The following is a 25,592-nucleotide window of genomic DNA, read 5'->3' as shown; positions in this document are numbered from 1 at the left end:
TGTGGCAGGTCACCTACCCCAACTTCTTCGCCAGCTTTTCCGCCTCGATGTGCGTGTACCGCTTGAGCATGCTCAGGCTCTTGTGCCCCGTCATGCTCGCCACTTCCATGATGCCCAAACCCTTCTCGAACAAGCGCGACGTGGCTTCGTGGCGCAGGTCATGGAAGTGCAACCCATCCATGAATGCCGGATCGGGCTTTTTGCAATTCCTGGCGCAATCTTCGTCATGGGCAGCCTTGGCGCGGGCGATGCATCGCTGCCACGTCTTTTCAAAAGAGTCCTTGGCTTGCCAGCCAAACACTCGCCCATCGAGGCGACGAGGCAGGCTTTGCAGCGCCGCCGCCGCCGCGCTGGACAGCGCCACCGTGCGGGCGCTGCCGTTTTTGGTGTCCACCAGGTGCGCCGTGCGCCTGGCCAAGTCGATACGCGACCACTCTAGCCCGAGCAGTTCCCCAAGGCGCATCGAAGTCTCGACGGCAAGAATGATGATCTGTCGAAGCCCAACCGCACGCGCCTGCGCGGCAGCGGCCAGCAGCGCATCGACTTCGCCTGCTCGCAGCCGACGATCCCGCGCTGGCGGCGCGGCTGGTTTGCGCACCTTGCTCGCCGGGTTGCCTGCGGGCAAATCGATGCTCAAATCCTTCTCGACGAACGAAAAGAGGGCGGAGAACGCGTTGATGTGGTGAATAACGGTCTGCGGTGCCAGCCCTTCCTGAAGCAGATCATCGCGCCAGGCCGACACGTCCACCCCTCGCACATTGGACAAGTAGTGAGCGCCGAAGCGCTCGCGTGCCTTGCCGAGGCGCGTGCGAACATCCTTCGCCGACTTCATGGCCTGCACCGGCCCGGCAAGGTAGCGATCCATCGCTTCGGCGACTGTCACCCGCTGCGCATCTTGTCGTAGCACGGCAACGTTGCCTCGCTGTGCTTCCCGCTCGATTTCCCGCGCCCAAGCTTCTGCGTCGGCGAGCAGGTCAAAGGTGCGGCTGATCGACGGCAAGCCGCGCTTGCGCACCTGCGCACGGTATCCGTTTTTTCGTTTTTCGATGTAGGCCATGGATGTTCCCAAAGAATGGCCGATTCCCCCTAGATTCCCCCAAATGCATGCATTGAGGTGTTGGAATCAAGCATTTACGCGGGTTCCAAGCATACTGTATTTAGACCTGTCACGCCGGGGGTCGCGGGTTCGAGTCCCGTCCACTCCGCCAATAAAATCAACGGGTTAGCGATTTCGCTAACCCGTTTTTGTTTCTGCGGCTGCCATGATGCTTGGCCCTTTACTTAGCACGAGTTCGGCGAAGGCTTGGGCGGCGGGGCTGAGTCGTTTGCCGTCGCGTTGCACCAGAAACCACTGGCGCTTGAGCGGAAAACCTTCGACGTCGAGAACGCTCAACTGGCCAGAGGTGAGTTCCGCCTGCACCGTGTGCAGCGAGACCAATCCCACGCCCAGACCGGCTTCGACGGCGTGTTTGATCGCCTCGTTTTTGTTCATTTCCATGGTCGGCTTGAACGGTAACTGTCGTTCTCGGATGAAGTTCTCCAGGGCGCCGCGGGTGCCTGATGCGGGTTCCCGCACGACCAGGGGCTCTTCGAGCAGGCGCTTTAGGGGGATTGCGCGTTTTCTGGCGAGCGGGTGGTCGGGGGCGGCGATGATGACCAGCGGGTTGTCCATGAAGGGCTGCGCGCTGAGTTGATATCCCTCGGGCGGCGTGCCCATCAGCGCGAGATCGCTGACGTTCTCGGTTAAGTGACGCAGCAGGGTTTCGCGGTTGACGACATTCAGGCTGACCTCGACGTCTGGAAACTGGCGTCGAAACAGCGCCATAAGGCGAGCGGCAAATACGCTGGCCGTGCTGGCGACAGACACCGTCAGCACGCCGCCTCTGAGTCCTTTCAAGTTGGCCAGAGACTGTTCGAGGTCGTTCAGTTCGCGGGTGACGATTCCGGCGCTGCGCAGGGCGACGTTGCCAGCTTCGGTGAGTCGGATTTTTTTGCCCGCATGCTCGAACAGGGGCATATCGAGCAAATTCTCCAATTGTTTGATCTGCATCGAAACAGCAGGCTGGGTGAGATGTAGCTTTTCGCTGGCGCGCGAAAAACTGCCGCAGTCCGCTACAGCCTGGAGAATTTCGAGTTGCCGGAAGGTGATTCTGATCATCAGTGAAAAATTCTCTAACTGCAAAAAAGTCTTAGTTTACCTTATGAACTAAGCGATCCTATAGTTGATTTTTTTCAACCCACCCGGCCGACAAAGGCCAACGCACAGAGGAACGACATGGCTCACGATCAATCCAGCCGCTACGCCAATCTCGATCTCAAGGAATCGGATCTGATCGCCGGTGGCAAGCACATCCTTGTTGCCTACAAAATGAAGCCCAAAGCGGGCTATGACTATCTGGCGACGGCGGCGCACTTTGCGGCCGAATCGTCCACCGGCACCAATGTGGAAGTCAGCACGACGGACGATTTCACCAAGGGGGTCGATGCCCTGGTTTATTTCATCGATGAAGCCACGGAAGACATGCGCATCGCCTATCCGATCGAACTGTTCGATCGGAATGTGATCGACGGCCGCTTCATGATCGTGTCCTTCCTCACGCTGGTGATCGGCAACAACCAGGGCATGGGCGATGTCGAGTACGGCAAGATGATCGATTTCTATGTGCCCGAGCGCGCGATCCAGATGTTCGACGGCCCGGCCACCGACATCTCCAACCTGTGGCGCATTCTGGGTCGGCCGATCAAGGACGGCGGCTATATCGCCGGCACCATCATCAAGCCCAAGTTGGGTCTGCGCCCGGAGCCATTTGCCCAGGCGGCCTATCAGTTCTGGCTGGGGGGCGATTTCATCAAGAACGACGAGCCGCAGGGCAATCAGGTATTCGCCCCGGTGAAAAAGGTGATTCCGCTGGTCTACGACGCCATGAAACGCGCGCAAGACGAGACTGGCGAGGCCAAGCTGTTCTCCATGAACATCACCGCGGACGACTATCACGAGATGTGCGCCCGCGCGGACTTCGCGCTGGAAGTCTTCGGTCCCGATGCTGACAAGCTGGCCTTCCTGGTGGACGGCTACGTGGGCGGCCCCGGCATGGTCACCACCGCGCGTCGCCAGTATCCGAACCAGTACTTGCACTATCACCGTGCGGGTCACGGCGCCATCACCTCGCCCAGTTCCAAGCGCGGCTACACCGCCTTTGTGCTGGCCAAGATGAGCCGCCTGCAAGGCGCCTCCGGCATCCACGTCGGCACCATGGGTTACGGCAAGATGGAAGGCGAGGGCGACGACCGCAACATCGCCTACATGATCGAGCGCGACGAGTGCCAAGGCCCGGTCTATTATCAAAAGTGGTACGGCATGAAGCCCACCACCCCCATCATTTCCGGCGGCATGAACGCGCTGCGCCTGCCCGGCTTCTTCGAGAACCTGGGCCACGGCAACGTGATCAACACCGCGGGCGGCGGCTCCTACGGCCATATCGACTCGCCGGCAGCTGGCGCCAAGTCGCTGCGCCAGGCCTATGAGTGCTGGAAGGCCGGAGCCGATCCGATCGAGTACGCCAAGGAGCACATAGAGTTCGCGCGCGCATTCGAATCCTTCCCGGGCGATGCCGACAAGCTCTTCCCGGGCTGGCGCGACAAACTGGGCGTCCACAAGTAAGCCGCTCCTGACGACGTCGTTTTTGAAGGTTTCAGCGCCCCCGGTTTCACGGGGGCGTGTTGTTTTGGAGGTGGATGCATGAGCATTGACGCGCAGCAGTACCGGGTTCAAGCAGAGCCCTATTACCAGCCGCAGGGCCGCGAGGTGGCCTTGTTTGAGGCCGCCTACCGCAATCGCTTGCCGGTCATGGTCAAGGGGCCGACGGGATGCGGCAAATCGCGCTTTGTCGAGCACATGGCGTGGCGGCTGGGCAAGCCGCTCATCACCGTGGCCTGCAATGAAGACATGACGGCGAGCGATCTGGTCGGACGTTATCTGCTCGAAGGCGGCGGCACGCGCTGGCTCGATGGGCCGCTGACCACCGCCGCGCGCATCGGCGCGATCTGCTACCTCGACGAAATTGTCGAGGCGCGTCAGGACACCACCGTGGTCATCCACCCGCTGACCGACCATCGCCGCACCCTGCCGCTCGACAAGAAGGGCGAGCTGATTCAGGCGCATCCCGATTTTCAGTTGGTGATTTCGTATAACCCGGGCTATCAGTCGCTGATGAAGGATCTGAAGCAGTCCACCAAACAGCGCTTCACCGCCTTCGATTTCGACTACCCCGAGGCCGGGCTCGAAACCACCATTCTGTGCAAGGAAAGCGGCCTCGACGCCGAGACGGCCGCCAAGCTGGTGAAAATCGGCCACGCCGCGCGCAATCTCAAGGGGCACGGTCTCGACGAGGGCATTTCCACACGCCTTATGGTGTACGCCGCGCAGTTGATCCGCGACGGCGTTGATGCAGGAGACGCCTGCCGCATGGCGCTGGTGCGCCCCATCACCGACGATGCCGACATTCGCCAGACGCTCGATCACGCTATCGACGTGACTTTCGCCTGAGTGCGGCAAACCAAGCCGAACCATGATGAGTGACGCCCTGACGGACGATTCGATACGCGCCAGTTGGGCGCAGCTCGACACGCGCTTTCCTCTCGTGGAGGCCATCTTCCCGGCCTGCATGGCTGATGCCCAAGGCGCGCTCACACCCGATGGACTGAGCGCCTTCCTCGAAGCGGGCCGCATCATCGGCAAACTTGGGCGGGGCGCCGAGCCTTTGCTGGCCTTTCTGGAAGCCTGGCCGTCCACCGCCCGCGCCGTGGGTGAAGACCTGCTGGCGCCCGTGATGGCCGTGGTGCAAGGGCTGCAAAAATCGCCCAACGGTCGGGCCATCACGCCCTTTTTGCAGACCCTGGCCCCCGTGGCGCAGCGCCTGCAAGCGGGCGAGCAACTCCAGCACTATCTCGATCTCACGCTCGACCTGATGGCGCGCACCACGCGCTCCATCCACGGCTTTCACACCACCTATCCCAGTCCGGGGCTGCCGGACTTTTTCAATCAGGCGCCGACCTTGCTGGCCCAGCTCGACATCGGCGGCTTGCGCCGCTGGGTCGATTACGGCGTGCGCAACTATGCCACCCATCCCGAACGGCAAAAAGATTACTTCAGCCTGCAATCGGCCGACGCGCGCGCCGTGCTGCAGCGCGAGCGCCACGGCACGCTGCTGGTGGATGTAGAGCGCCATCTCGATCTGTATCTGCGCGCCTTGTGGCGGGACGGCGATCTGCTGATTCCTTACTCCACCGCCTTCGACGAACTGCGCAAGCCGGTTCCCTATTACGACCCGCTGGGCATTCGTCTGCCTGATGTGCAAGACGATGCTTCTGGCGTCTCGGGCCTCGATCGTTACCGGGCGATGCTCGCCCACATGGTCGGCCACCGCCGCTGGTCCACCCCGCAGATTGCCGACAACTGGAGCCCGTTTCAGCGCATGGCGGTCGAGTTTTTCGAGGACTGCCGGGTTGAAACCCTGCTGATCCGCGAATACGCCGGACTGCGGCGGCTGTTTCTCGCCCTGCATCCCCGGCCTGTCGAAGACGCCTGCGATCCCGCCACCACGTCCTGTCTGCGCCACCGTCTGGCGATGTTGTCGCGGGCGTTGCTCGATCCCGAGCACGGCTACCGCGACGCCGATCTGAATACCTTCGTTGCCCGCTTTCACGCGCTGATGGCGCAGGGCACCTCATCCACCCGAGACATCGCCGCGCTGGCTCTGGCCTATGTGGCGAAAACCCGCCGCCAGAGCGACCAGTTTGCCAAAGTGCACTTCGAAAACACCGTTATCGACTACCGCGACGACAACCGGCATCTTTGGCGCTTCATCGAACAAGGGGACGAGGAAGAGCGCTTCGACGAAACCCGCCGCAACGATGCGCAGGACGACTTGCCGCGCCTGCCGCCGCGGCACTATCCCGAATGGGACTATCACAGCCAAACCTATCGGCCCGACTGGGTCAGCGTGTACGAGGGTTTGCATCCGTCTGCACAGGCGGGCGACATCGACCGCTTGCTGCAAAAGCACGCCCCGCTGGCGAAGCGCCTGCAAAGAATGCTGGAATTGCTCAAGCCGCAGGACAAAGTGCGCATTCGTTATCAGGAGGACGGCAGCGAACTCGATCTCGACGTGGCCATTCGTTCGCTGATCGATTTCAAGGCAGGCTCCAACCCTGATCCGCGCATCAATCTGAGCCACCGCACCAACGGGCGCGATATTGCCGTGACCCTGCTGCTCGATCTCTCCGCCTCGCTCAACGACAAGGTGAAAGGATCAGACCAGACCATCCTCGAACTCTCGCAGGAAGCCGTCTCGCTGCTCGCCTGGGCGATAGACCGCCTGGGCGATCCGCTGGCCATCGCCGGTTTTCAGTCCAACACCCGGCACGAGGTGCGCTACCAGCACTTCAAGGGCTTTGGCGAGCCGTGGGGCGATGAAGTCAAGGCGCGTCTCGCGGCGATGCAGGCCAACTATTCCACCCGCATGGGGGCGGCGCTGCGGCACGCCGCCCACTCGCTGCGCGCGCGCAAGAGCGACAAAAAGCTGCTGCTCATCCTCACCGACGGCGAACCCGCCGATATCGACGTGCAAGACGAGCGCCTGCTCATCGAAGACGCCCGCCAGGCGGTGCGAGAGCTCGAACGCAACGGTCTTTTCACTTACTGCATCAGCCTCGACCCGCGCGCCGATGCCTATGTGTCCGACATTTTTGGCCGCCGCTACACCGTGATCGACAACATCGAGCGCCTGCCCGAGAGATTGCCGGAAGTGTTCCTGGCGCTGACCAAGTAGCGCGCGTTCCTCAGCGGTTTCAAACCCTCGCCCCGGCACAGAGATGGGGGGCTGTGGACAATACGGCTTCTTTCCACCCCGCTTATTCACTCCACGGTCTATCTCTCTATGCAATCCTTGCGACAGCTTTGGCGTGACTGGCGCAGCGGCGAACTGCGGCTCTTGTTCTTCTCGCTGGTGCTGGCCGTGGCCGCGTTGTCGGCCGTGGGCTTCGTGGCCCAGCGGCTGCAGGGCGCGCTGGTGCGTGATGCTGCGCAGTTGATCGGTGGCGACGTGGTGATCGTCAGCGATCATCCGCTGAAACCGCTGTATTTGCAGCACGCGCAGGCGCAGGGACTGCGCTCTATGCAGACGGCGGTGTTTCCCAGCATGGCGCTCGACGTCACGGGTGACCGCACCCGGCTGGTCTCGCTCAAGGCGGTGGGCGCGCATTACCCCTTGATCGCGCAGGTGGTGCTGCGCGACGGGCTGCAGGCCCCGGAAGTGTCGCGCAGCGGGCCGCCCGAGCCCGGTACGGTCTGGGTGAATGCCAGTGTGCTTGGCGCTCTGCGGCTGCAGGTGGGTGATCTGTTGCAGTTGGGCAATGCGCGGTTGCGCATCGCGGCCATTCTGGTGCGCGAGCCCGATACCGGCGCGGGCTTCATCAATTTCGCCCCGCGGGTGATGATGAATCGCGCCGATTTGCCTGCTACCGGGCTGATCCAGCCCGCCAGCCGGGTGACTTATCGCCTCGCGCTGTCTGGGCCGTCGCAGGCAGCAGCTGCCTACGCCAAGTGGGCGCAGGAGCAGATTCGCCAAACCTCCGCGCGCGGCATGCGGGTGGAAACCGTGGCCGACAGCGGCCCGGCGCAAGAACAGACGCTCAAGCGCGCCTCTGATTTTCTGCATCTGGTGGCGCTGATCACCGCGCTCATGGCCGCTGTGGCGGTGGCGCAGTCGGCCCGCGACTTTGCGCGCCGACGTTTGCAGCCCTGCGCGGTATTCAAGGCTTTGGGGCTGCGTCAGGGTGTTTTGCTCCGTCGCTACGCTGCCGAGTTTGTCTGGCTGGGCGGCTTTGCGGCGGCGCTGGGGGTGTTGCTCGGCCTGGCGGTGCAGGCGGCGATGATCGGGCTGCTGCACGGGCTGATACAGGTTCAGGTGCGCGAGCTGCCCGCGCCCGGTTGGGCGCCCGCGTTGTTCGCCGGGGCGACGGGCATGGTGCTGCTGCTGGCCTTTGGCCTGCCCTCGATTCTGCAGTTGGCGCGCGTACCGCCCCTGGCGGTGTTGCGCCGCAGTCTGGGCCGCCTGCAGTCCGCGCCGTTCATCACGGTGCTGGCAGGTGTGGGGGCATTCGGCCTGTTGCTTTGGCTGCAGGCCGGCGACCTTCGCCTGGGGCTGATTGCCGCGGGTGGTTTCATCGGCCTGACGCTGGTGTTCGCCTTGCTGGCCTGGCTGATGATGCGGGGTTTGCGGCGCTGGATACGCGGCCATGCGGCGTCATCCGTCGCCGCCGGCGGTTTGATGCATATGGCGGCGCGTCAGTTGGCCACCCGGCCGTGGAGCGCGGTGATTCAGATCACGGCGCTGAGTCTGGGTTTGCTCGCGCTGGTGTTGCTGGTGCTCATGCGCACCAGTCTGATCGACGCCTGGCGTGCCTCCATACCCGCCAACGCGCCCGATCGCTTTGTCATCAACATCCAACCCGCGCAGAGCCAGGATTTTCTGGCCGCGCTGCGCCGCGATGGCGTGAACCACGAAGACTGGTATCCCATGCTGCGCGGCCGTCTGGTGGCCATCAACGAAAAGCCGGTCTTTGGACGCGACTACGACAGCATCCGCGCCCGCGACCTGATCGACCGCGAATTCAATCTTTCAGCCAGCGCCACCCTGCCCAAGGCCAATACCCTGGTCGCAGGCGACTGGAACGATACCGGCGGGCCCGATGCCAAAGGCCTGTCGGTGGAGCAGGGCATCGCCAAAACCCTGGGCTTCAAACTCGGCGACACCCTGACTTTCGACATTGCGGGACAGCGCGTGACCGCACCCATCACCAGCGTGCGGCATGTCGACTGGAGCTCCATGCATGCCAACTTCTTTGTGCTGCTGCCGCAGGCCCTGCTGAAAAATCAGCCCGTGACCTATCTGGCCGCCTATCGCGCCCCCGGAGATGCGCAGCGCATGGACGACACCCTGGTGCGGCAGTTTCCCAATCTCACCGTGGTCGATGTCGGCAGCCTGCTCGCGCATTTGCGCAAGCTGGTCGAGCAGGTCATCACTGCGGTGCAGTTTTTGTTTTTGTTCGCCCTGGCGGCCGGGCTGGCGGTGCTCGCCGCTTCGCTGGCGTTGTCGCGGCAGGACCGCTCGCGCGAAATGGCGGTGTGGCGCGCCCTGGGCGCCTCTTCGCAGTTGCTGCGGCGTATGGCCTTGGTGGAAATGATGTGGGTCGGCGCGCTGGCCGGACTGCTCGGCGCCGCTGGGGCGGCGGGGGTGAGCGCCGCGCTGGCGCACTGGGTGTTTCTGTTTCCCTGGCAGCCGCCGTGGTGGCTCTGGCCCGCGGCCATGCTGGCGGCCTCCATGCTGGCGATGGCGGCCGGGTGGTGGAGTCTGCGCGATGTGCTGCGCCGGGCGCCGGGTCAGAGTTTGCGCACCTTGACTTGAAAATGAGCTGAAAATCTTTTGCCGCTTTGCGGGACGATTGATTGCAGATTGACCTGAGGCAAGTTCTGCCGGGGCGCATCTCCCATAATCGCGGTTCTTTTGTTTCAGCCTTGTTTGCAAACTGCTCCGCTCCATGTCAGAAACCATCGCCATCACGCCCGCCGCACCTGTCCCCCAGCCGGTTTCCAGCACGCCTTATCAGCGCCTCGGCGGCGCGGAGGGTGTGCGTCGGTTGGTCGATCATTTCTACGACTTGATGGATCTGGAGCCGCAATATGCCGATCTGCGGGCCATGCATCCCACGAATTCCGAAGAAACGCGGGAGAAGCTCTACCTGTTTCTCAGCGGCTGGCTGGGCGGGCCCGATCTGTATTCCCCGCAATATGGGCATCCGCGCCTGCGGATGCGCCACTTTCCCTACGCCATCGGCACCAAGGAGCGCGACGAGTGGATGGCCTGTATGGTGCAGACCCTCAACGAAGTCGAGATGGACGACACACTGCGCCGCCAGTTGCACGAAGCCTTCGCCGGTACGGCCGACTGGATGCGCAACAAAGCCGAGCCCGGCAATATGCCGGCGGGCAATGTGGTGCATGGTTGACCGCTTTGCCCCAATGAGCCCGCCGCTCTGTGCTCTCAACTTCGCTCTCAAATCGCGGGCTTGTTTTAAGCATTGTTTCAACCGCCGCGTTCAGTGCGCCGGGCCGAGCGCAGCAGCACCACCAGAGCACCGGCGCCGCCATCGCTGGGCCGGGCCTGCACATAGGCCATCACTTCGTCGCGCTGCATCAGCCAGCTTCTCACCTTGTGTTTGAGCACCGGCTCGCGCAAGGGCGAACTCAGCCCCTTGCCGTGGATCACCCGCACGCAGCGCCATTCGCGCTGCAGCGCGGTGCGTAAAAACTGACCCAGAGCCTCACGCGCCTCGTCGCGGCGCAGACCGTGCAGATCGATTTCGTTCTGGATCGTCCAGTGCCCCCGGCGCAGCTTGCGCAGGGTGTCCGATCCCACGCCTTCTCTCCGCCAGGATAGGGCGGCGTCGGTCTCCAGCAAATGATCCAGATCGAGTTCGTCGGACATCGCCTCTAACAGCACCAACCGTTCGTCGCGCAGCGATTGGTGCGGAATGGGTTTGGGCAGCGCGGGCTGCAATCCTGGCGGGGGAGGGTGGATCGATGCCCCCAAGACCTTGGCGCCCGCAGTGGCCGCGCGAAATAGGGCGCGATCTGCGGAGGTGGGCACAGCCGCGGCGGGAGCGGCCGCGATGGGCGGTGGAGTTGGCCCAGGTTTCGTGCGCGCAGGCTGCGGCGGCTGGCGCAGGCGTCGGCGCAAGTCGCGCAATGCGTCCTGGCTGCTTGCCTTGAGCGCAGACGCGGCGGGTTTCACAACAGACCCCGTTCGGCAAACGAAACCACGCTATGCCGGGTGACCACCAGGTGATCGAGCACGCGCACATCCACCAGGGCCAGCGCCGATTTCAGGGTTTGCGTCAGCGCGCGGTCGGCAGCGGACGGCTCGGCCAGACCGCTGGGATGGTTGTGCGCCAGAATCAGCGCACCGGCGTTCAGGCGCAGCGCGGCTTTCACGACCTCGCGCGGATAGACGCTGGTGCTCGCCAGCGTGCCGCGAGAAAGCTCTTCCGAGGCGATGAGCTGGTGCTGGCTGTCGAGAAACAGCACCGCGAAAATTTCCACCGGTTGCGGCCCGAGCCAGAGTCGCAAATAGTCGCGCACCGCAGCGGGCGAATCGAGCAGGGGTTGCTGCATCATCTGCTCGTTCAGGGTGCGGCGAGCGAGTTCCAGCACGGCGGCAATCTCGGCATATTTGGCCGCGCCCAGCCCTTTGATTTTGCGGAGTTGCTCGGATGAGGCGTTGAGCAGGCCGTGCAGGCCGCCAAACTGATCGAGCAAGGCGGCGGCCAGATCGAGGGCGCTCTGCCCGCGCACCCCGGTGCGCAGCACGATGGCGACCAGTTCGGCGTCGGCCAGGGCGTGCGGACCTCGCGCCAGCAATTTTTCGCGCGGTCGCGCATCAGCAGGTAGATCGGCGATACGTGTGGCCATGCAGGGTTCCCCCTAAAATGCGGTTTACGTCGCCTTTGCGGCTCGCTTTCAGCAGCTATTTTGCCTGCCCGCCCATCATCGTGCCTTGCGTCCAGCCTGATTCCTATCTCACCCTGCATTACCGCCTCAGCGATCCGGGCGGCGTCGATGCGGTCAACACCTTCGGCGGCACACCCGCCACGTTTACGTTGGGACAGGGGCAACTCAGCCCGGCGCTGGAGGCCTTGCTCATCGGCCTCGATGAAAACACGCACACCCGTTTCGATCTGCCTGCGGGCGCAGCTTTTGGCGCGCGCATTCCGGGCTTGCTGCGTTGGGTTTCGCGCGGGGAGGTTGAACGTGCGCGCGAATATCCCGGGCCTGCGGCGCAGGTCGGCGATGTGATGCGTCTGCGTCTGCCGACCAATGCGGATGGCGAAGCCGGTCTGCTCACCGCACTGGTGCGTGACATTGACGAAACCGGCGACGCGCTGCTGCTCGATTTCAACCATCCCCTGGCCGACTGCCCCACGACTTTCGAGGTCAAGATTCTCGCCGTGCTATGAAGCCAGACGCTTTCGCCTTATCGCCAGACCCTGAAGTTTCAGCGTCCGAACCGCAAGTGTTGCTGGCCAGCCCACGCGGTTTTTGCGCCGGTGTAGACCGGGCCATCGACATTGTCGAGCGCGCGCTGGAACGCTTTGGCGCGCCCATCTATGTGCGCCATGAAATCGTGCACAACACCTATGTGGTCAACGACCTGAAGGCCAAGGGCGCGGTTTTTGTCGAAGAACTCGAACAAGTGCCCAAGGGCGGCACCGTGGTGTTTTCTGCGCACGGGGTGTCGCAGGCCGTGCGTGCGCAGGCGCAGACGCTGGGTTTGCAGGTGTTCGACGCCACTTGTCCGCTGGTCACCAAAGTGCACGTTGAAGTGGCCAAGATGCGGCGCGACGGGCTGGAAATCGTGATGATCGGTCACGCCGGTCATCCAGAGGTCGAAGGTACCATGGGGCAGGCCGAGGGCATCCATCTGGTGCAGACCCTCGACGATGTCGCGCGCCTGAACATTGCGCCCGATGCGCCGCTGGCCTTTGTGACTCAAACCACGTTGTCGGTCGATGACGCCTCCGAAATCGTCGCGGCTCTGCGCGCGCGGTATCCTCAAGTGCATGAGCCGAAAAAGCAAGACATCTGCTACGCCACTCAAAATCGCCAGGACGCGGTGAAGATGCTCGCCCCACAGGTCGATGTGGTCATCGTGGTCGGCAGTCCGACCAGTTCGAATTCCAATCGCCTGCGCGAAGTCGCCCAGCGGATGGGCAAGCCCGCCTACATGGTCGATCAGGTCGAAGACCTGCGCGCGGAGTGGCTGGAGGGCGCGCGCCAGATCGGCCTGACGGCGGGCGCTTCGGCCCCTGAAGCCCTGGTCGATCAGGTCGTGGCCCGGCTGAAGGCATTGGGCGCCGTAGCGGTGCGGCAGCTCGACGGCGTGACCGAATCGGTACAGTTTCCGCTGCCGCGCGGCTTGGTGGTCAAGACCGACTCCTGACCGATTCACCGCCCAGCCATCCGGCGCAAGGCTTGGCCCAGATCGCTCGGCGGCGGCTTCATTTCTCGTTCAACTCAAACGCATCATGCTCGACATCACCCTGCTGCGCAAAGACCTGCCCCACGTCATCGCCCGGCTCGAAACCCGTCAGTGCCCTCAGCCCTTCCTCGATGTGGCCCGCTTTGAAGCCCTCGAAGCCGAGCGCAAAACCCTGCAGAAACAAACCGAAGATCTGCAGGCGCGGCGCAACCTGCTCTCCAAGCAGATCGGGCAGGCCAAAGCCAAAGGCGAGGATGTCGCGCCGATCATGGAAGAGGTCGGCCACATCAAAACCACGCTGGAAGCAGACGCCGCCCGGCTCGACGCCTTGCAAGCCGAACTGCAGGGACTGCTCATGGCCGTTCCCAATCTGCCCGCGGCCGACGTGCCCGTCGGCGCGGATGAGACGCAGAACGTCGAGCTGCGCCGATGGGGCACCCCGCGCACGTTTGAATTCCCGGTGCGCGACCACGTCGATGTCGGGGCAGACCTCGGGCTGGACTTCGAGGCCGCTGCGCGCATCTCCGGTTCGCGTTTTGCCGTGCTGCGCGGGCCGATCGCCCGCCTGCATCGGGCCCTTGCCCAGTTCATGCTCGACGTTCACACCACCGAACATGGCTACACCGAAGCCTACGTGCCTTACATCGTGTCGGCGCAAGCGCTGCGCGGCACGGGGCAGCTCCCTAAATTCGAGGAAGACCTCTTCCCCGTGAAGCACGGAGAGGGCGAGAGCCACTACCTCATTCCCACAGCCGAAGTGCCGCTGACCAATCTGGTGCGCGATCAGATCGTCGATGCCGTCCAACTGCCGCTGCGCTTTGTGGCGCATACGCCGTGCTTTCGTTCCGAGGCCGGGTCGGGCGGGCGGGACGTGCGCGGCCTCATCCGCCAACACCAGTTCGACAAAGTCGAGCTCGTCTGGGTGACGCGGGCAGAAGAATCGGCCACCGCGCTGGAACAACTCACCGCCCACGCCGAGAGCATCCTGCAACGCCTGCAATTGCCCTATCGCACCATCGTCCTCTGCACCGGCGACATGGGTTTTGGCAGCGCGCGCACTCACGATATCGAGGTCTGGCTCCCGGCGCAAAACACCTACCGCGAAATTTCGTCCTGCTCCAATATGGAAGCGTTCCAGGCCCGCCGCATGCAGGCGCGCTATCGCGCCGAGAGCGGCAAGACGGAACTCGCGCACACCCTTAACGGCTCCGGCCTGGCAGTTGGTCGCACGCTCGTGGCGATCCTCGAAAATTACCAACGCGCTGACGGGGGTATCGACATTCCCCAGGCGCTCCAGCCCTACATGGGAGGACTGACCCAGATCGAGCCGCGTGCCTGATATACTTATCAGCTTTTCGTGACCACGACAGCTCGCAAGTTTGAAGCGACCTGTGAAGCGAATAGCAACGAACACCACGGAAAGGTGGCAGAGTGGTCGAATGTACCTGACTCGAAATCAGGCGTAGGCGCAAGCCTACCGAGGGTTCGAATCCCTCCCTTTCCGCCAGAATACTAATAAAAACAATAACTTAGCTGTACATTCCCACAATTTATCCCACAAGTCGGCGCGGCCTAGCAGCTCGTTTGGCCGACATAGTTGCGAGATAGGTAATCAACTTGGGCTGCAATCGCCTCAATGGCGTTCTGGGCGACGAGCGGCATGCGGTACTGTGCGGCGCTGCTCACAACATTCGCCTGCTGCTGAGGAGGCGAGGGGCGGGGTGGTATGACGCGATGATTGGCAGTCAGTGGCGGTGAGCCGCGACACGTTCAGGTCGCGCTCGATGAACTCGATCTTGGTGTAGGGGTGGGTAAACAGGTTGTTGATCAAGTCCTGGCTGTAGAACTTGTACTGCGCGCGGATGCGGTGTTTGGCATCCATCAGCGCGGCCTTGATGGCGTGGATGGTTTCGAGGGTGTCGCTGGCGGTCGATTCGATGGCCGCGAGCATGTAAAGCACCCAGTCTTCCCAGGTGTCGTGCTCGCGCACGGTTTGCAGCAGGCGGTAGTAGTCCGGCTTGGTGCGCACGATATAGCGGCTCAGGTAGAGCACGGGGATGTCGAGCAGACCTTCCTTGACCAAGTAGAGGACGTTGATGATGCGCCCGGTGCGGCCGTTGCTGTCGTAGAACGGGTGGATGCTCTCGAACTGGTGGTGGATCAGCGCCATTTTGATGAGCGGGTCGGCGGCGAACAGTTCGTCGTCATTGATGAAGCGTTCGAGGTCGCGCATGAGCGCGATGATGTCGTTCGGGTCTTGCGGCGGGGTGTAGACCGTCTGTCCGGCGCCGTCCTTCAAGGCTGTTCCCGGCAGTTTGCGGATACCGGCGTTGTTCTGTTCCAGCTCGGCCTGGATCTGGATGATGTGGTTGGCGGTGAGCAGACCGCTCTGGTTCACCTGGTCGAAGCCGACGCGCAAGGCCTGGCGGTAACGCAGCACTGTTCGTGCCGAACGAAAATTGACCCACTTTTGAAGGTTATGCCGACGCAAAATTGACCCGGGTGTTCCACCTACCCTGCTGCTTTTTTAGGCACGGGGAGCAGGAGTGATCACCATGGACATGATTGGCAAGATCCGGCGGATGCATTTCCGCCAGAACAAATCCGTTCGAGAGATTGCCCGCAGTACGGGGCTGTCGCGCAACACGGTGCGTACCTGGCTACGCCAGCCGGGCGATGTCGTACCGCGGTACGCGGCGCGGCGAACACAACCCTCGCGCAAGCTCGCGCCCTATGTGGAGTGGCTCCGGCAGGCCGTGGCCATTGATGCGCAGCGTCCTAAAGCGCAGCGGCGCACGGCCAGGGCATTGCATGCCGAGTTGAAGCGACAAGGCTATGACGGCGCCTACAGCCGCGTCACCGATTTACTGCGCGCTTGGCGACAGGCCGATGGCACGAGCGCTGTGCACGCCTTCGTGCCCTTGACGTTTGCGCTGGGCGAAGCCTTCCAGTTCGACTGGAGTGAAGAGAGCATGGTGGTGGGCGGCGTGCCGTACCGCGTGCAGGTTGCCCACGTCAAGCTGTGCGCCAGCCGTGCCTTCTGGCTGGGGGCCTATCCCAGCCAAGGTCACGAGATGCTGTTTGACGCCCATACCCAGGCGTTTGCCGCCTTCGGCGGAGTGCCGCATCGCGGCATCTATGACAACATGAAGACAGCCGTCGACAAAGTGCACCCGCGCAAGAAGCGCGACGTCAACGCGCGCTTTGCGGCGATGTGCAGCCACTACCTGTTCGACCCCGACTTCTGCAACGTCGCTTCCGGTTGGGAGAAGGGGGTGGTGGAGAAGAACGTCCAGGACAGCAGGCGACGTGTGTGGATTGAGGCCCTGTCGACGCCCTGGCGCTCCTTTGCCGAACTCAATGCCTGGCTGGCCATGCGCTGCCGTGGCTTGTGGCAGGAGATCTTCCATCCCGAGTTCAGCCAGTTCACCGTGGCCGAGATGCTCGAGCACGAGCAGCCGCACCTCATGCCCATGCCCACAGCGTTCGACGGCTATGTGGACAACACGGTCAAGGTCAGCAGCACCTGTCTGGTGGCCATGGCTGGCAATCGTTACTCCGTGCCCTGTGAACTCGCCGGGCGGCGGGTGAGCACCCGGGTGTATCCCACCGAGGTGGTCGTGGTGCATGACGGCGTGTGTGTGGCCCGCCATGCGCGGCTGGCCAACCGGGGACAGACCACCTACGACTGGCAGCACTATGTGCCGCTGATTCAACGCAAACCCGGGGCGTTGCGCAACGGCGCGCCGTTTGCCGATCTGCCCCAGCCCTTGCAGCAACTGCGCCAGGCGCTGCTGCGGCAAGACGGGGGCGACCGGCTCATGGCCCAGGTGCTGGCGCTGGTGCCCGCATCCGGGCTGGAGGCGGTCCTGGTGGCCGCTGCGCTGGTGCTGGAAGCCACGGCCCCGTCCGGGCGCATCAGCGTGGAGCATGTGGTCAACGTGATGGGGCGCTTGCAGACCGGCCCCCAGCCCGCCCAAGTGACCACGGCCTTGACGATGGCCGATCCACCCCGCGCCGACACGGCCCGCTATGACCGCCTGCGGGTGACTGACGAGGAGCGAGATCATGCGTGAGGTCATTGCGGAACTCAAGGCGTTGCGGCTGCACGGCATGGCCGGCGCCTGGGCCGATTTGCAAGGTCTGGGGACGAACGCCAGGCTGGATGCCGCGCAGTGGCTCGTCGAGCATTTGCTGCAGGCCGAGCAGGAAGATCGCGCCGTGCGCTCGGTACGCCATCAAATCCTCTCGGCCCGCTTCCCGGTGCACCGCGATCTAGGAGTCTGGGCGGCAGAATTCCGTGAACCTGTGCCGGAGCGCCGATGCTGGGCGAGCGGACTGTTTTTCGGGCACGGTCGGCATGGCCGGTCGTCTCACGCCCCCGAGAGGGCAGCAGCGGGCGTGTTGTGCGGGGCGGCCTGTGCCCCCATTTCTGTTCAGGCGGGAACCAACGAGGCCATCCGCCGGAGGTTCAGTGCTGCGCAGACGAGTTTCCACTCGGCGCGTACACGCTCAAGGCCGCGCAGGCTGAACTGGCGGAACCCCAGCACGCTCTTGATCCAGCCGTTGGGCGGCTCGGCGATCCACTTGCGCTTGCGATAGGCGGCGCGTCCCGCGGCGGTCTGCATCTTCGCGGCCATGGCCGCGGTGTGCGGCAGCCGCGCGGCATCGATGGCCGCGTGCTGCTTGCCTTCGCGCCCCAAGGCCACAACCAGATCGATCGGCGCATCGCGCAGGTTGTCCTCGCTGCGATAGCCCGCGTCGGCCAGACCCAGCGCGGGCAGCGCGCCCAGGTTCTCCTGGATCGCATCGATCATCGGCAGCAGCCAGTTGGCATCGGGTGCCGTGTTGTCCAGTTCCGCAGCCACGATGATGTGCGCAGCCTCGTCCACCGCCGTCTGCGCGTTGTAGCTGGGGTCGAAGCCGCCGCCGGCGCGCTTCATGATGCGGCTGTCCGGGTCGGTGAAGTTCTCCTGCGCCTTGTCTTCGGGCACGCCGAAGTCGCGCTTGAACCGCGCACCGCGCCGCGGCTTCCCATCCGGCCCCCGGGGACGGCGATCATCATCGTCACTGCGACCACGCTGCGCGTCGGCTTCACGCTGACGCTGTTCCAGCCGCTGGCGCGCCTGCCGGATCGCATCGAGTCGCGCCTCGCGCCGCTCGATCTCGGCCGGGATGTCGAGTTCGGGCTCCTGCGCCTCGGCCTCGTCGGTGGCCTTGGCGCGCGCCAGCAGCGCGTCGATCTGCTTTTTCAGTTCGACCTCGGTGTGCTGCATGCGCGCATAGCTCATGGCCTTGTGGCGGCTCGCGTTGGCCTTGACCTTGGTGCCGTCGATGGCCACCGTGCCCAGCTTGACCAGACCCATCTCGCGCGCCAGGCGCACGACCTGCACGAACAGGTCCGAGAATTCCTGGAGGTGCAGCGCACGGAAATCCCGGATCGTGCGGTGCTTGGGGAAGTTCCCTGCTGCCAGCATCCGGAACGCCAGGTCCTCGTGCAGCCGGCGCTCGATCTTGCGCGAGCTGAACACCCCGGTGGCGTAGCCGTACACCAGAACCTTGACCATCATCGCCGGATGGAAGGGCTGGTTGCGCGCTCCGCCACCCTCATAGCGCGCGTAGAACGCGCTCAGGTCCAGCGTGTCAATCGTGTCGTGGATGAAGTAAGCCAGGTGACCCGGCGGCAGCCAGTCCTGCGGCGCCGCCGGCAGCAGCATCACCTGGTCCGGCTCATAGGGGCGGTAACTAGTGGGCATGCCGTATTAACGCACGCCCACCGTCCTACGTCGACCTCAACAACCTTCTGCCGCCCACACTCCTAGCGGGGTTTGACTTTGATGCCTCAAGGGTTGATCGCACGCTGGTGGGGCAACTCGCCAGCATGGCCTTTACCGAAGCCGCGCACAACGTCGTGCTGGTGGGCGGGCCCGGCACGGGAAAGAGCCATCTGGGCACGGCCATCGGCGTGGCGGGCATCACGCAGCACGGCAAGCGGGTGCGGTTTTACTCCACCGTCGATCTGGTCAACGCGCTGGAGCAGGAGAAGGCGCAGGGCAAAGCCGGGCGGATTGCGGCAAGCCTCTTGCGTATGGACTTGGTCATTCTCGATGAGCTGGGGTATCTGCCCTTCAGTCAGGCGGGCGGGGCTTTGTTGTTCCATCTGCTGTCCAAGCTCTACGAGCACACCAGCGTGCTGATCACGACCAATCTGGCCTTCGGCGAGTGGTCCAGCGTGTTCATCGATGCGAAGATGACCACCGCCTTGCTCGACCGGCTCACACACCACTGCCACATTCTGGAAACCGGGAACGAGAGCTACCGCTTCCGTCACAGCACGGAAACCGCCAAGACCCGCATCAAGGCGCGGGAGCAAAGGCGTTCGGGCACAGCACAGGCACCCCAGCCCGCTGAGCCCGAGACACCGCTTTGACCCCCACAAGCCCTTGGGGCAAGCCGCTCTGGGCTACGCCCGACGCAGCTTGCCCCAAGGATCCAAACCCACCCACCAGGAGCCAACCCCACGCAAAAACCGTAGACTTATCCACACCCGACTGCGACGCAGTCGGCCTTAGACCCCGGGTCAAAATTGAATCGGCACGGTGGGTCAAAATTCCATCGGCACGAACACTTAAGCGCATCAAAGCCTTGTATGCCATTGAGCAGACCCTTCAGGAGCATCCGCCCGATGGGCGCACCGCGCTGCGCCAGCGCCAAAGCCAACCCCTGCTCGAGGCCTTGCACGCCTGGCTGATCGGGCAGCGCTCGCTCTTGGCCAAGGCCGACGCCACGGCGCGGGCCATCGACTATGCGCTGGGCCGGTGGCGGGCGTTGTGTGTGTTTGCCACCGATGGGCGCGTGCCGATCGATAACAACGCGGTGGAAAACGCGATTCGGCCTCTCGCCCTGGGCCGTAAGAATTGGCTCTTCGTGGGCTCGCCCCAGGCCGGCCGCCGAGCCGCCGTGCTCATGACGCTGATCGAATCGGCCAAGCTGTGCGAGGTCGACCCCTGGGCCTATCTCAAGGATGTGCTGACGAAGCTGCCCACCTGGCCCAACAGCCGTCTGGGCGAATTGCTGCCGCACAACTGGGCGAATACCAATCCCCCTGCACTCAGCACCTGACCTTCACTTCGGGTGTCAAGAGGGGTTGGCGGGACGCTTACCGTTGTTGCGCGCAGGCAACAGGCGCGCGGACAATACGCCTTTGTGGACATTCCTGTGGGCAGACGACTGATGAAAAGAAAAAAGCCTAAGTGAATCAATCACTTAGGCTTGTTTAATGGTGGTGGGGTGGTAGCCGGTCCCAAACCGCGTTGAATGAACGCGAAACCGAGGTCTCGGCAAGTTGCGGATCCCTGCGGATTCCAGTGAAAAGCAGGGCTTGACAGGCCAATTTCGGGGCATTTCTGCGGTTTTCACGGCAAACGGTCGGCCACTGCTGGGCCATCAACCTTGCGGGCAGCGGGCCCGGTTCGATTCCCATTTGCGGAATTGAACCCGCGTCCGTCAATGCCCATGCAGCGCCCTCCACGCCGCGTACTCAGACGGCCGTAAACCATAGCGCGCCAGCACACCTTCGTGCAGCCGACGCAGCTCTTCGACGATCAGTGCCTGCACGTCTGGCTGCTCTTGCTCCGGAACACGTTCTGCCACGGACCGTTGAATGCTGGAGAGCGGGTCAAGTTCCGGATGCGTGATGACCGCGCGGATGGTCTGCTTGATGAAGTCACGCCAGGCCAAGCGAAGGGGGTCGGGCTCCGCCAGGTCTTGCTTGATAGCCAGATATTCCTGCGTTGAGCGTTCGTAGGCCCAGACGTAAAGGTCACGCAGCAACTCCACTCTGGTCATTTCGTACACGCCGAGGGTGGCGCGGCTGTAGGCCTGCTCCGGGACGTCCAGGAAGGTCAGCGGACAGAGGTTGGCGCGGAACAGCGGCAGATTTGCGGCCAGTCGCGAGGTGCGTTTATTGATGTCGGCAAAGGGCTGCAGGTAGGGCAAGTGCACCATCATGAAGAAGGACTGCTCGAACGGGTCACGAATCTGGTTGGCCTTGTCAAGGCATTCAAATGGACCTGGGTCGCTGGAGCGATTGTCATCGGCCTGTTTGTCTCCGTGTTCTGGACACGGATGTACATCCAGGACACGCGTCAGATCGCCAACCTGGCCGCGGCGAATGCCGCGCAGGCTCAGCAGCTGAAGGATCTGCAGGCGCACCCAACGGGGGCGACGCATCGAGCCGAACACAGGCGGCCATGAGTGCCCATGCCGTTGGACGGCCTCCAACCATCCTGGCCAGGACGCCGCACCGTAAGCGTCCAGCGATCCCCGTTCTTGACGGGCGGCGGGGCCCGTGATGGGGGTTCAGATGTCGACGATGTGGCGTAGCAGATGGAACCCGACGCGCCAGGATTCGCCGCTGTCGCAGTCGATGCTTGCGGTGAGCTGGTTGATGCGTACGATGACGCCGACCTGGCGGCGCAGGTACTTGTCCTCGAAGGCGACCTTGTCGCCGCGCTTGAAGTCGGCGCGGCCGGGCTTGCGCGGCGGGGCCTCGGGCTGCTTGGGGCGCGGGGCGCCTGGGCGGGCGTCGATGACCTCGGCCTGCTCGGGTGGCTCGATGGCCGTGTAGGGCACGCGGCGGCCCTGGCTGCCGCCGCGAGGGTCGATGAGCGTGACCTCGGTGTCGTGCAGCGCGGCGATGCGCATGCTCACGAGCTCGCCGCTGCGCGCATCGACGCAGCGCACCAACTACCCGTGATGCAGCAGCTTGCGCACCGCCACGATGCGGCGCGGGTCGGCCAGCATGCGCTCGAGCAGGCAGGCGAGTTGGTACAGCTCCAGGCTGCTGGCGCCCTCCAGCGCCGCGGCGATCTGCGTGCGATCGATCACGGTGGCGGCGTCCAGTGGTGAGGGAGCAGATCCTGCAATTGACGGTTCGGCCAGGTCGGCAGCTTGGTGAACACGTCCTTGAGGTAGGCCCAGGGATCGAGGCCGCACAGCTTGGCCGATTCGATCAGGGTCATGAGCGCTGCGGCGCGCTCACCGGCCTGGCGTGACCCCACGAACAGCCAGTTCTTGCGTTTATGCGAAGCTTCGCATGAACGCAATAAGGCGAACTTCGCTTTTATGCGAAGTCAGCACGACGCGGGGCACCGGTGACGCAGCGCCGCGCCAGTCTGATCTGCTACTGGACTTCGCATAAGAAGTCGCGTCTCCTGGGGTGCCAACCCCACATCAGGAGATCGCGATGGATGCCTTCGAATTCCTCACGGAGCCGGCCGCGGCTCGACTTCGAGCCAGCGCCTTTGCGCCGTTCGTTCAGCCGTTCTGGGATCGACTGTCTGAGCAGCGGTACGCGCCTGGTACTGCTCGCCAGTACATGAACTGCGTTGCCCACTTCGCCCACTGGTCAAGACGACGGCGCTTCGCCCTTCAGAGCCTCAATCAACACGTCGTTGCCTTCATCGACGAACACCTGCCTCGCTGCACCTGCGCTGCCCCGGTGCAGCGCAGCCGCAACCAGGTCCGCGCGGCTCTGCAGCATCTGAAGGCTGTTGTCTGCGCTTCGGGCGTCCAACAGGACGATCGTCCTGGCAACCCGGTCGATGAGCAATTGCTGCGCTTCGACGACCACCTGCTGCACGCCAAGGGACTCGCTGGCAGCACGCGCCTTCGGCGCTTGGCGATCGTTCGCGCGTTGCTGTCCATGACCTCGAACTCGACGACGCCGTCGGCCGAGGAACTGCGGCAATTCCTGGCCCAAGAGCTTTCGCGGGTGAGCGCCGCCAGCGGCGGCGTCACCGCGACGGCCGTGCGCAGCTACCTGGGCTTCCGTGCCTTCGAGGGCGATCGCGTCGAGCACCTACTGCCGGTGGTTGCCGCGCCGGCGCATTGGCGTCTTGCACCCTTGCCACAGACGCTCGCGCCCGACGAGGTCAACCGGCTGCTGGCTGCCTTCCCTGCGGACCTACCGTCGCGCCTGCGCTGTTACGCCCTGGTGCGCTGCGTCGTCGACCTCGGACTGCGCAGCAGCGAGGCGATCGCGCTGGAACTCGACGACATCGACTGGGTGGCCGGCACCGTTCGCATCGTCGGGAGCAAATCGCGACGAGCCGATGTGCTGCCGCTGCCGCAACTCACCGGCGCTGCCATTGCTGACTATGTGCGGTCGGAACGCCGCCCCCAGACCACGAGCCGCCGTGTCTTCGTTCGGCACGTGGCGCCTGTCGATGAACCAGTGGCCGCCGACGTCGTCAGGCGTGCCGTGCGCCAGGCGTATCGCCGCGCCGGGTTGCCGTACACCCGGGTGCACATTCTTCGGCACACGCTGGCCAGCCGGCTTCTCAACACCGGCGGCACGCTCAAGGAGGTCGCCGATGTGCTTCGCCATCGCGAGCTGGACACCTCGCTCATCTACGCCAAGGTCGACTTCGGCCGGCTGCTCGCGGTGGCCATGCCGTGGCCCGGGAGCCGGCCATGAGTGCGGCAACACCCATGCAAGAGGCTGTGGAGCACTATCTCCAGGATCGCCGCCGCCTGGGCTTTGCGCTGACAGCTCCCGCCACCGAGCTCGCGCGATTTGCCCGGTACGCCGACACACGAGATCACCGAGGCCCACTCACGCAGGAGCTGCTGCTGGGTTGGGCACGGGAACATGTGCATCGGACCAGCGACGTGACTGCAGCACGCCGGCTGGAGATCGTGCTTCCATTCGCTGCGCATTACCGGCAGTTCGAGCCGGCCACGGAGATTCCTCCCAGGGGCATCCTTGGCCGTGGTCATCGGCGCCTGGCACCGCACATTTACACGGACCAGGAGATCATCCAGTTGCTCGACGCAGCCGGTCGACTCACCTTGACCTGGCCTCTTCGAGCGCTGACCCACCGCAGCCTGTTCGGGCTGATCGCAGCGGCCGGCCTCAGGCTGTCCGAAGCGTTGATGCTCACGCTGGGCGACGTCGACCCGCAGGCCGCCGCGCTCACCGTGCGCCAGACCAAGTTCCACAAGTCCCGCCGCCTGCCGCTTCATTCGAGTACGGTACAGGAACTCGAGCTGTACCGGCAAGCGCGAAACCGATGCCAGAGCACCGAGGACAGCGCCCCGTTCTTCGTTTCGCACGATGGTGGATATCTGCCCACGCGCACGGTAGAGAACGTCTTCCGGCGGCTGCAACCAGGACTGGGCTGGCGCGCCCGCGGCGACCATCCGTATCCCCGGATCCACGATCTGAGGCACACGATGGCGGTGCGGCGCCTGCAGCGCTGGCGCGAATCTGGTCAGTCCATCGACCACGCGATGTTCTGGCTGTGCACCTACTTGGGCCACGCCAAGATCTCCGACACCTACTGGTACCTGTCCGGCATTCCGGAGTTGATGGACACCATCGGCGCGCGGTTCGAGCGCTTCGTCGGCGTCGTCGAGCAAGGGGGCGAGTGATGAGCCACCAGACCGCACCGACGTTCGCCGGCCTCGTGCAGGAATTCTTCACCGACTACATGGTGCAGCAGCGCGCCTTGAGCCCACGCACGGTGGCTTCGTACCGGGACACCTTCGTGCTGTTGCTGCGCTTCGCCGAGGACAAGCTGCGCCTGCCCGCACACGGGATGACGATGACCGACCTCAGTGCCCGGTTCCTGGCCGACTTCCTGGATCACCTGGAGGCTCAGCGGCACAACTGCGTGCGAAGTCGTAATGTTCGATTGGCCGCGGTAAGGGCGTTCCTGAAGTTCGCCGCCAGGCGCGACCCGGCCAACCTGGGCGTGATCGAGAACGCGTTGGCCGTGCCGATGAAGCGCTTCGAGCGCAGGATGGTCGGCTTCGTGCCGCACGAGCAGATGCTGGCGGTGATCGACGTGGCGAGCGACACCTGGATCGGGCAGCGGGACCGACTGATGCTGACGCTCATGTTCAACACCGGTGCCCGCGTCTCCGAGATCATCGGCGTGCACGTGGCCGACGTCGTGCTCGGGCCGAGCAACAGCATCCGGCTGCACGGCAAGGGGCGCAAGCAGCGCTCGCTCCCGCTGTGGAAGAGTTCGGCTCGTGCCGTGCGCGACTGGCTGCACCTGAATCCGCAGTTGGGCCAGGAGTCGCCGCTGCTGCCCACGCGAGACGGACGGGCGATGACCAGAGCCAATGTTGCCCAGCGGTTGAAGCTGGCCGTCAAGGTGGCGTCGGTCAAACACGCGCAGCTCAAGACGATGTCGGTGTCGCCGCATATCGTGCGGCACTCGACTGCGATGAGCCTGTTGCAATCCGGCGTCGACCCTTGTGAGATCGCGCTATGGCTGGGTCACGAGAGCCCTTCGACAACTCACATGTACGTCGAGGCTGACTTGGCCATGAAGGAGCGCGCGCTGGCACGGCTGAAGCAACCGGAGATCAAGCAAGCGCGGTACCGCGCGCCGAAGGCCCTGTTGGCGTTCCTACAAGGGCTGTGATTATGCGAATCACCGTCGGCGCCCTGGGGCGACCCTGCCCAGGGTGCCGACACAA

The 25,592-nt window shown here is 63.9% G+C and carries 19 protein-coding genes, 1 tRNA gene and 6 pseudogenes; 16 read left to right on the top strand and 10 right to left on the bottom strand.

Annotation, left to right across the window (positions count from 1 at the left end; translation table 11 throughout):
- Positions 1–13: 13 nt before the first annotated feature.
- Positions 14–1,057 (bottom strand): tyrosine-type recombinase/integrase, encoded by a 1,044-nt coding sequence (locus THI_RS09355; protein ID WP_013106009.1) that lies wholly within the window; start codon positions 1,055–1,057, stop codon positions 14–16.
- A 177-nt stretch (positions 1,058–1,234) separates the two neighbouring features.
- Positions 1,235–2,158 carry a LysR family transcriptional regulator gene (locus THI_RS09350; protein ID WP_013106008.1) on the bottom strand — a complete coding sequence of 308 codons (924 nt, stop codon included), beginning with the start codon at positions 2,156–2,158 and terminating at the stop codon, positions 1,235–1,237.
- A gap of 117 nt (positions 2,159–2,275) precedes the next feature.
- On the opposite strand from THI_RS09350, the gene THI_RS09345 reads away from it, so the two are divergent.
- From THI_RS09345 to THI_RS09325, 5 genes are all read left to right on the top strand, one after another.
- Positions 2,276–3,661: a ribulose-bisphosphate carboxylase gene (locus THI_RS09345; protein WP_013106007.1), complete on the top strand. Its 1,386-nt coding sequence runs from the start codon at positions 2,276–2,278 to the stop codon at positions 3,659–3,661.
- 78 nt (positions 3,662–3,739) lie between these two features.
- Positions 3,740–4,546: a CbbQ/NirQ/NorQ/GpvN family protein gene (locus tag THI_RS09340; RefSeq protein ID WP_013106006.1), complete on the top strand. Its 807-nt coding sequence runs from the start codon at positions 3,740–3,742 to the stop codon at positions 4,544–4,546.
- Between the two features lie 25 nt (positions 4,547–4,571).
- The gene (locus tag THI_RS09335) at positions 4,572–6,830 is read left to right on the top strand and encodes a nitric oxide reductase activation protein NorD (protein ID WP_013106005.1); all 2,259 of its coding nucleotides are present in this window, start codon (positions 4,572–4,574) and stop codon (positions 6,828–6,830) included.
- A 108-nt stretch (positions 6,831–6,938) separates the two neighbouring features.
- Positions 6,939–9,467 carry an ABC transporter permease gene (locus tag THI_RS09330; protein ID WP_013106004.1) on the top strand — a complete coding sequence of 843 codons (2,529 nt, stop codon included), beginning with the start codon at positions 6,939–6,941 and terminating at the stop codon, positions 9,465–9,467.
- A gap of 133 nt (positions 9,468–9,600) precedes the next feature.
- A complete protein-coding gene (locus THI_RS09325) occupies positions 9,601–10,068 on the top strand; it encodes a group II truncated hemoglobin (protein ID WP_013106003.1) in 468 nt (155 codons plus the stop codon).
- 77 nt (positions 10,069–10,145) lie between these two features.
- Here the strand turns inward: THI_RS09325 and THI_RS09320 are convergent, their stop codons facing one another.
- Positions 10,146–10,853, bottom strand: coding sequence for a Smr/MutS family protein (locus tag THI_RS09320; protein ID WP_013106002.1), 708 nt, complete (start codon positions 10,851–10,853; stop codon positions 10,146–10,148).
- On the bottom strand, positions 10,850–11,530 hold the full coding sequence (radC, locus tag THI_RS09315) for a RadC family protein (protein ID WP_013106001.1): 681 nt from the start codon (positions 11,528–11,530) through the stop codon (positions 10,850–10,852). The genes THI_RS09320 and radC overlap by 4 nt, the downstream gene beginning before the upstream one ends.
- Before the next feature lie 80 nt (positions 11,531–11,610).
- Between radC and THI_RS09310 the strand changes: the two genes are divergently transcribed.
- The 4 genes from THI_RS09310 (at position 11,611) to THI_RS09295 (ending at position 14,604) form a co-directional block, all read left to right on the top strand.
- Entirely contained in the window at positions 11,611–12,075 is a 465-nt protein-coding gene (locus THI_RS09310) for an FKBP-type peptidyl-prolyl cis-trans isomerase (protein WP_013106000.1), read from the top strand.
- A complete protein-coding gene (gene ispH / locus THI_RS09305) occupies positions 12,072–13,058 on the top strand; it encodes a 4-hydroxy-3-methylbut-2-enyl diphosphate reductase (protein ID WP_013105999.1) in 987 nt (328 codons plus the stop codon). The genes THI_RS09310 and ispH overlap by 4 nt, the downstream gene beginning before the upstream one ends.
- Before the next feature lie 85 nt (positions 13,059–13,143).
- Positions 13,144–14,436 carry a serine--tRNA ligase gene (gene serS, locus THI_RS09300; protein WP_013105998.1) on the top strand — a complete coding sequence of 431 codons (1,293 nt, stop codon included), beginning with the start codon at positions 13,144–13,146 and terminating at the stop codon, positions 14,434–14,436.
- 78 nt (positions 14,437–14,514) lie between these two features.
- A tRNA-Ser gene (locus THI_RS09295) sits at positions 14,515–14,604 on the top strand.
- 249 nt (positions 14,605–14,853) lie between these two features.
- Here the strand turns inward: THI_RS09295 and THI_RS19545 are convergent.
- Positions 14,854–15,495: pseudogene (locus THI_RS19545) on the bottom strand (Fic family protein); the annotation flags it as partial.
- 157 nt (positions 15,496–15,652) lie between these two features.
- On the opposite strand from THI_RS19545, the gene istA reads away from it, so the two are divergent.
- Both istA and THI_RS18820 read left to right on the top strand, forming a co-directional pair.
- The gene (istA, locus tag THI_RS09285; RefSeq protein ID WP_013104226.1) at positions 15,653–17,173 is read left to right on the top strand and encodes an IS21-like element ISThsp2 family transposase; all 1,521 of its coding nucleotides are present in this window, start codon (positions 15,653–15,655) and stop codon (positions 17,171–17,173) included.
- Positions 17,166–17,408 (top strand): annotated as a pseudogene (locus tag THI_RS18820) (ATP-binding protein); the annotation flags it as partial. The gene istA and the pseudogene THI_RS18820, both read left to right, overlap by 8 nt.
- Positions 17,409–17,533: 125 nt before the next feature.
- On the opposite strand, the gene THI_RS09280 reads toward THI_RS18820, so the two are convergent.
- Positions 17,534–18,853 (bottom strand): IS1182-like element ISThsp1 family transposase, encoded by a 1,320-nt coding sequence (locus tag THI_RS09280; RefSeq protein WP_013104216.1) that lies wholly within the window; start codon positions 18,851–18,853, stop codon positions 17,534–17,536.
- 11 nt (positions 18,854–18,864) lie between these two features.
- Between THI_RS09280 and istB the strand changes: the two are divergent.
- Positions 18,865–19,527, top strand: a pseudogene (istB, locus tag THI_RS09275) (IS21-like element ISThsp2 family helper ATPase IstB); the annotation flags it as partial.
- 197 nt (positions 19,528–19,724) lie between these two features.
- Positions 19,725–20,219, top strand: a pseudogene (locus THI_RS09270) (IS66 family transposase); the annotation flags it as partial.
- A gap of 384 nt (positions 20,220–20,603) precedes the next feature.
- On the opposite strand, the pseudogene THI_RS09265 reads toward THI_RS09270, so the two are convergent.
- The 4 genes and pseudogenes from THI_RS09265 to THI_RS09255 all read right to left on the bottom strand — a co-directional run.
- A pseudogene (locus tag THI_RS09265) lies at positions 20,604–21,155 on the bottom strand (Fic family protein); the annotation flags it as partial.
- Between the two features lie 303 nt (positions 21,156–21,458).
- Entirely contained in the window at positions 21,459–21,842 is a 384-nt protein-coding gene (locus THI_RS09260) for a hypothetical protein (RefSeq protein ID WP_231836130.1), read from the bottom strand.
- Positions 21,843–21,845: 3 nt separating this feature from the next.
- Complete coding sequence (locus THI_RS19325; RefSeq protein WP_013105994.1) at positions 21,846–21,986, bottom strand: hypothetical protein; 141 nt, start codon at positions 21,984–21,986, stop codon at positions 21,846–21,848.
- A pseudogene (locus tag THI_RS09255) lies at positions 21,983–22,177 on the bottom strand (transposase domain-containing protein); the annotation flags it as partial. The gene THI_RS19325 and the pseudogene THI_RS09255, both read right to left, overlap by 4 nt.
- A 167-nt stretch (positions 22,178–22,344) precedes the next feature.
- Here THI_RS09255 and THI_RS09250 point away from each other — a divergent pair.
- The 3 genes from THI_RS09250 to THI_RS18440 are packed head-to-tail and all read left to right on the top strand — an operon-like array spanning position 22,345 to position 25,537.
- Positions 22,345–23,577 (top strand): tyrosine-type recombinase/integrase, encoded by a 1,233-nt coding sequence (locus THI_RS09250; protein WP_013105993.1) that lies wholly within the window; start codon positions 22,345–22,347, stop codon positions 23,575–23,577.
- Positions 23,574–24,533: a tyrosine-type recombinase/integrase gene (locus tag THI_RS09245; protein ID WP_013105992.1), complete on the top strand. Its 960-nt coding sequence runs from the start codon at positions 23,574–23,576 to the stop codon at positions 24,531–24,533. The genes THI_RS09250 and THI_RS09245 overlap by 4 nt, the downstream gene beginning before the upstream one ends.
- Positions 24,533–25,537 carry a tyrosine-type recombinase/integrase gene (locus THI_RS18440; protein ID WP_013105991.1) on the top strand — a complete coding sequence of 335 codons (1,005 nt, stop codon included), beginning with the start codon at positions 24,533–24,535 and terminating at the stop codon, positions 25,535–25,537. Before THI_RS09245 ends, THI_RS18440 begins: the two co-directional genes overlap by 1 nt.
- Positions 25,538–25,592 lie beyond the last annotated feature (55 nt).

Source organism: Thiomonas arsenitoxydans, assembly GCF_000253115.1.
GTDB lineage: Bacteria > Pseudomonadota > Gammaproteobacteria > Burkholderiales > Burkholderiaceae_C > Thiomonas > Thiomonas arsenitoxydans.
The sequence above is the reverse complement of the archived record's forward strand: the minus strand, read 5'-3'. Positions and strand labels throughout refer to the sequence as shown.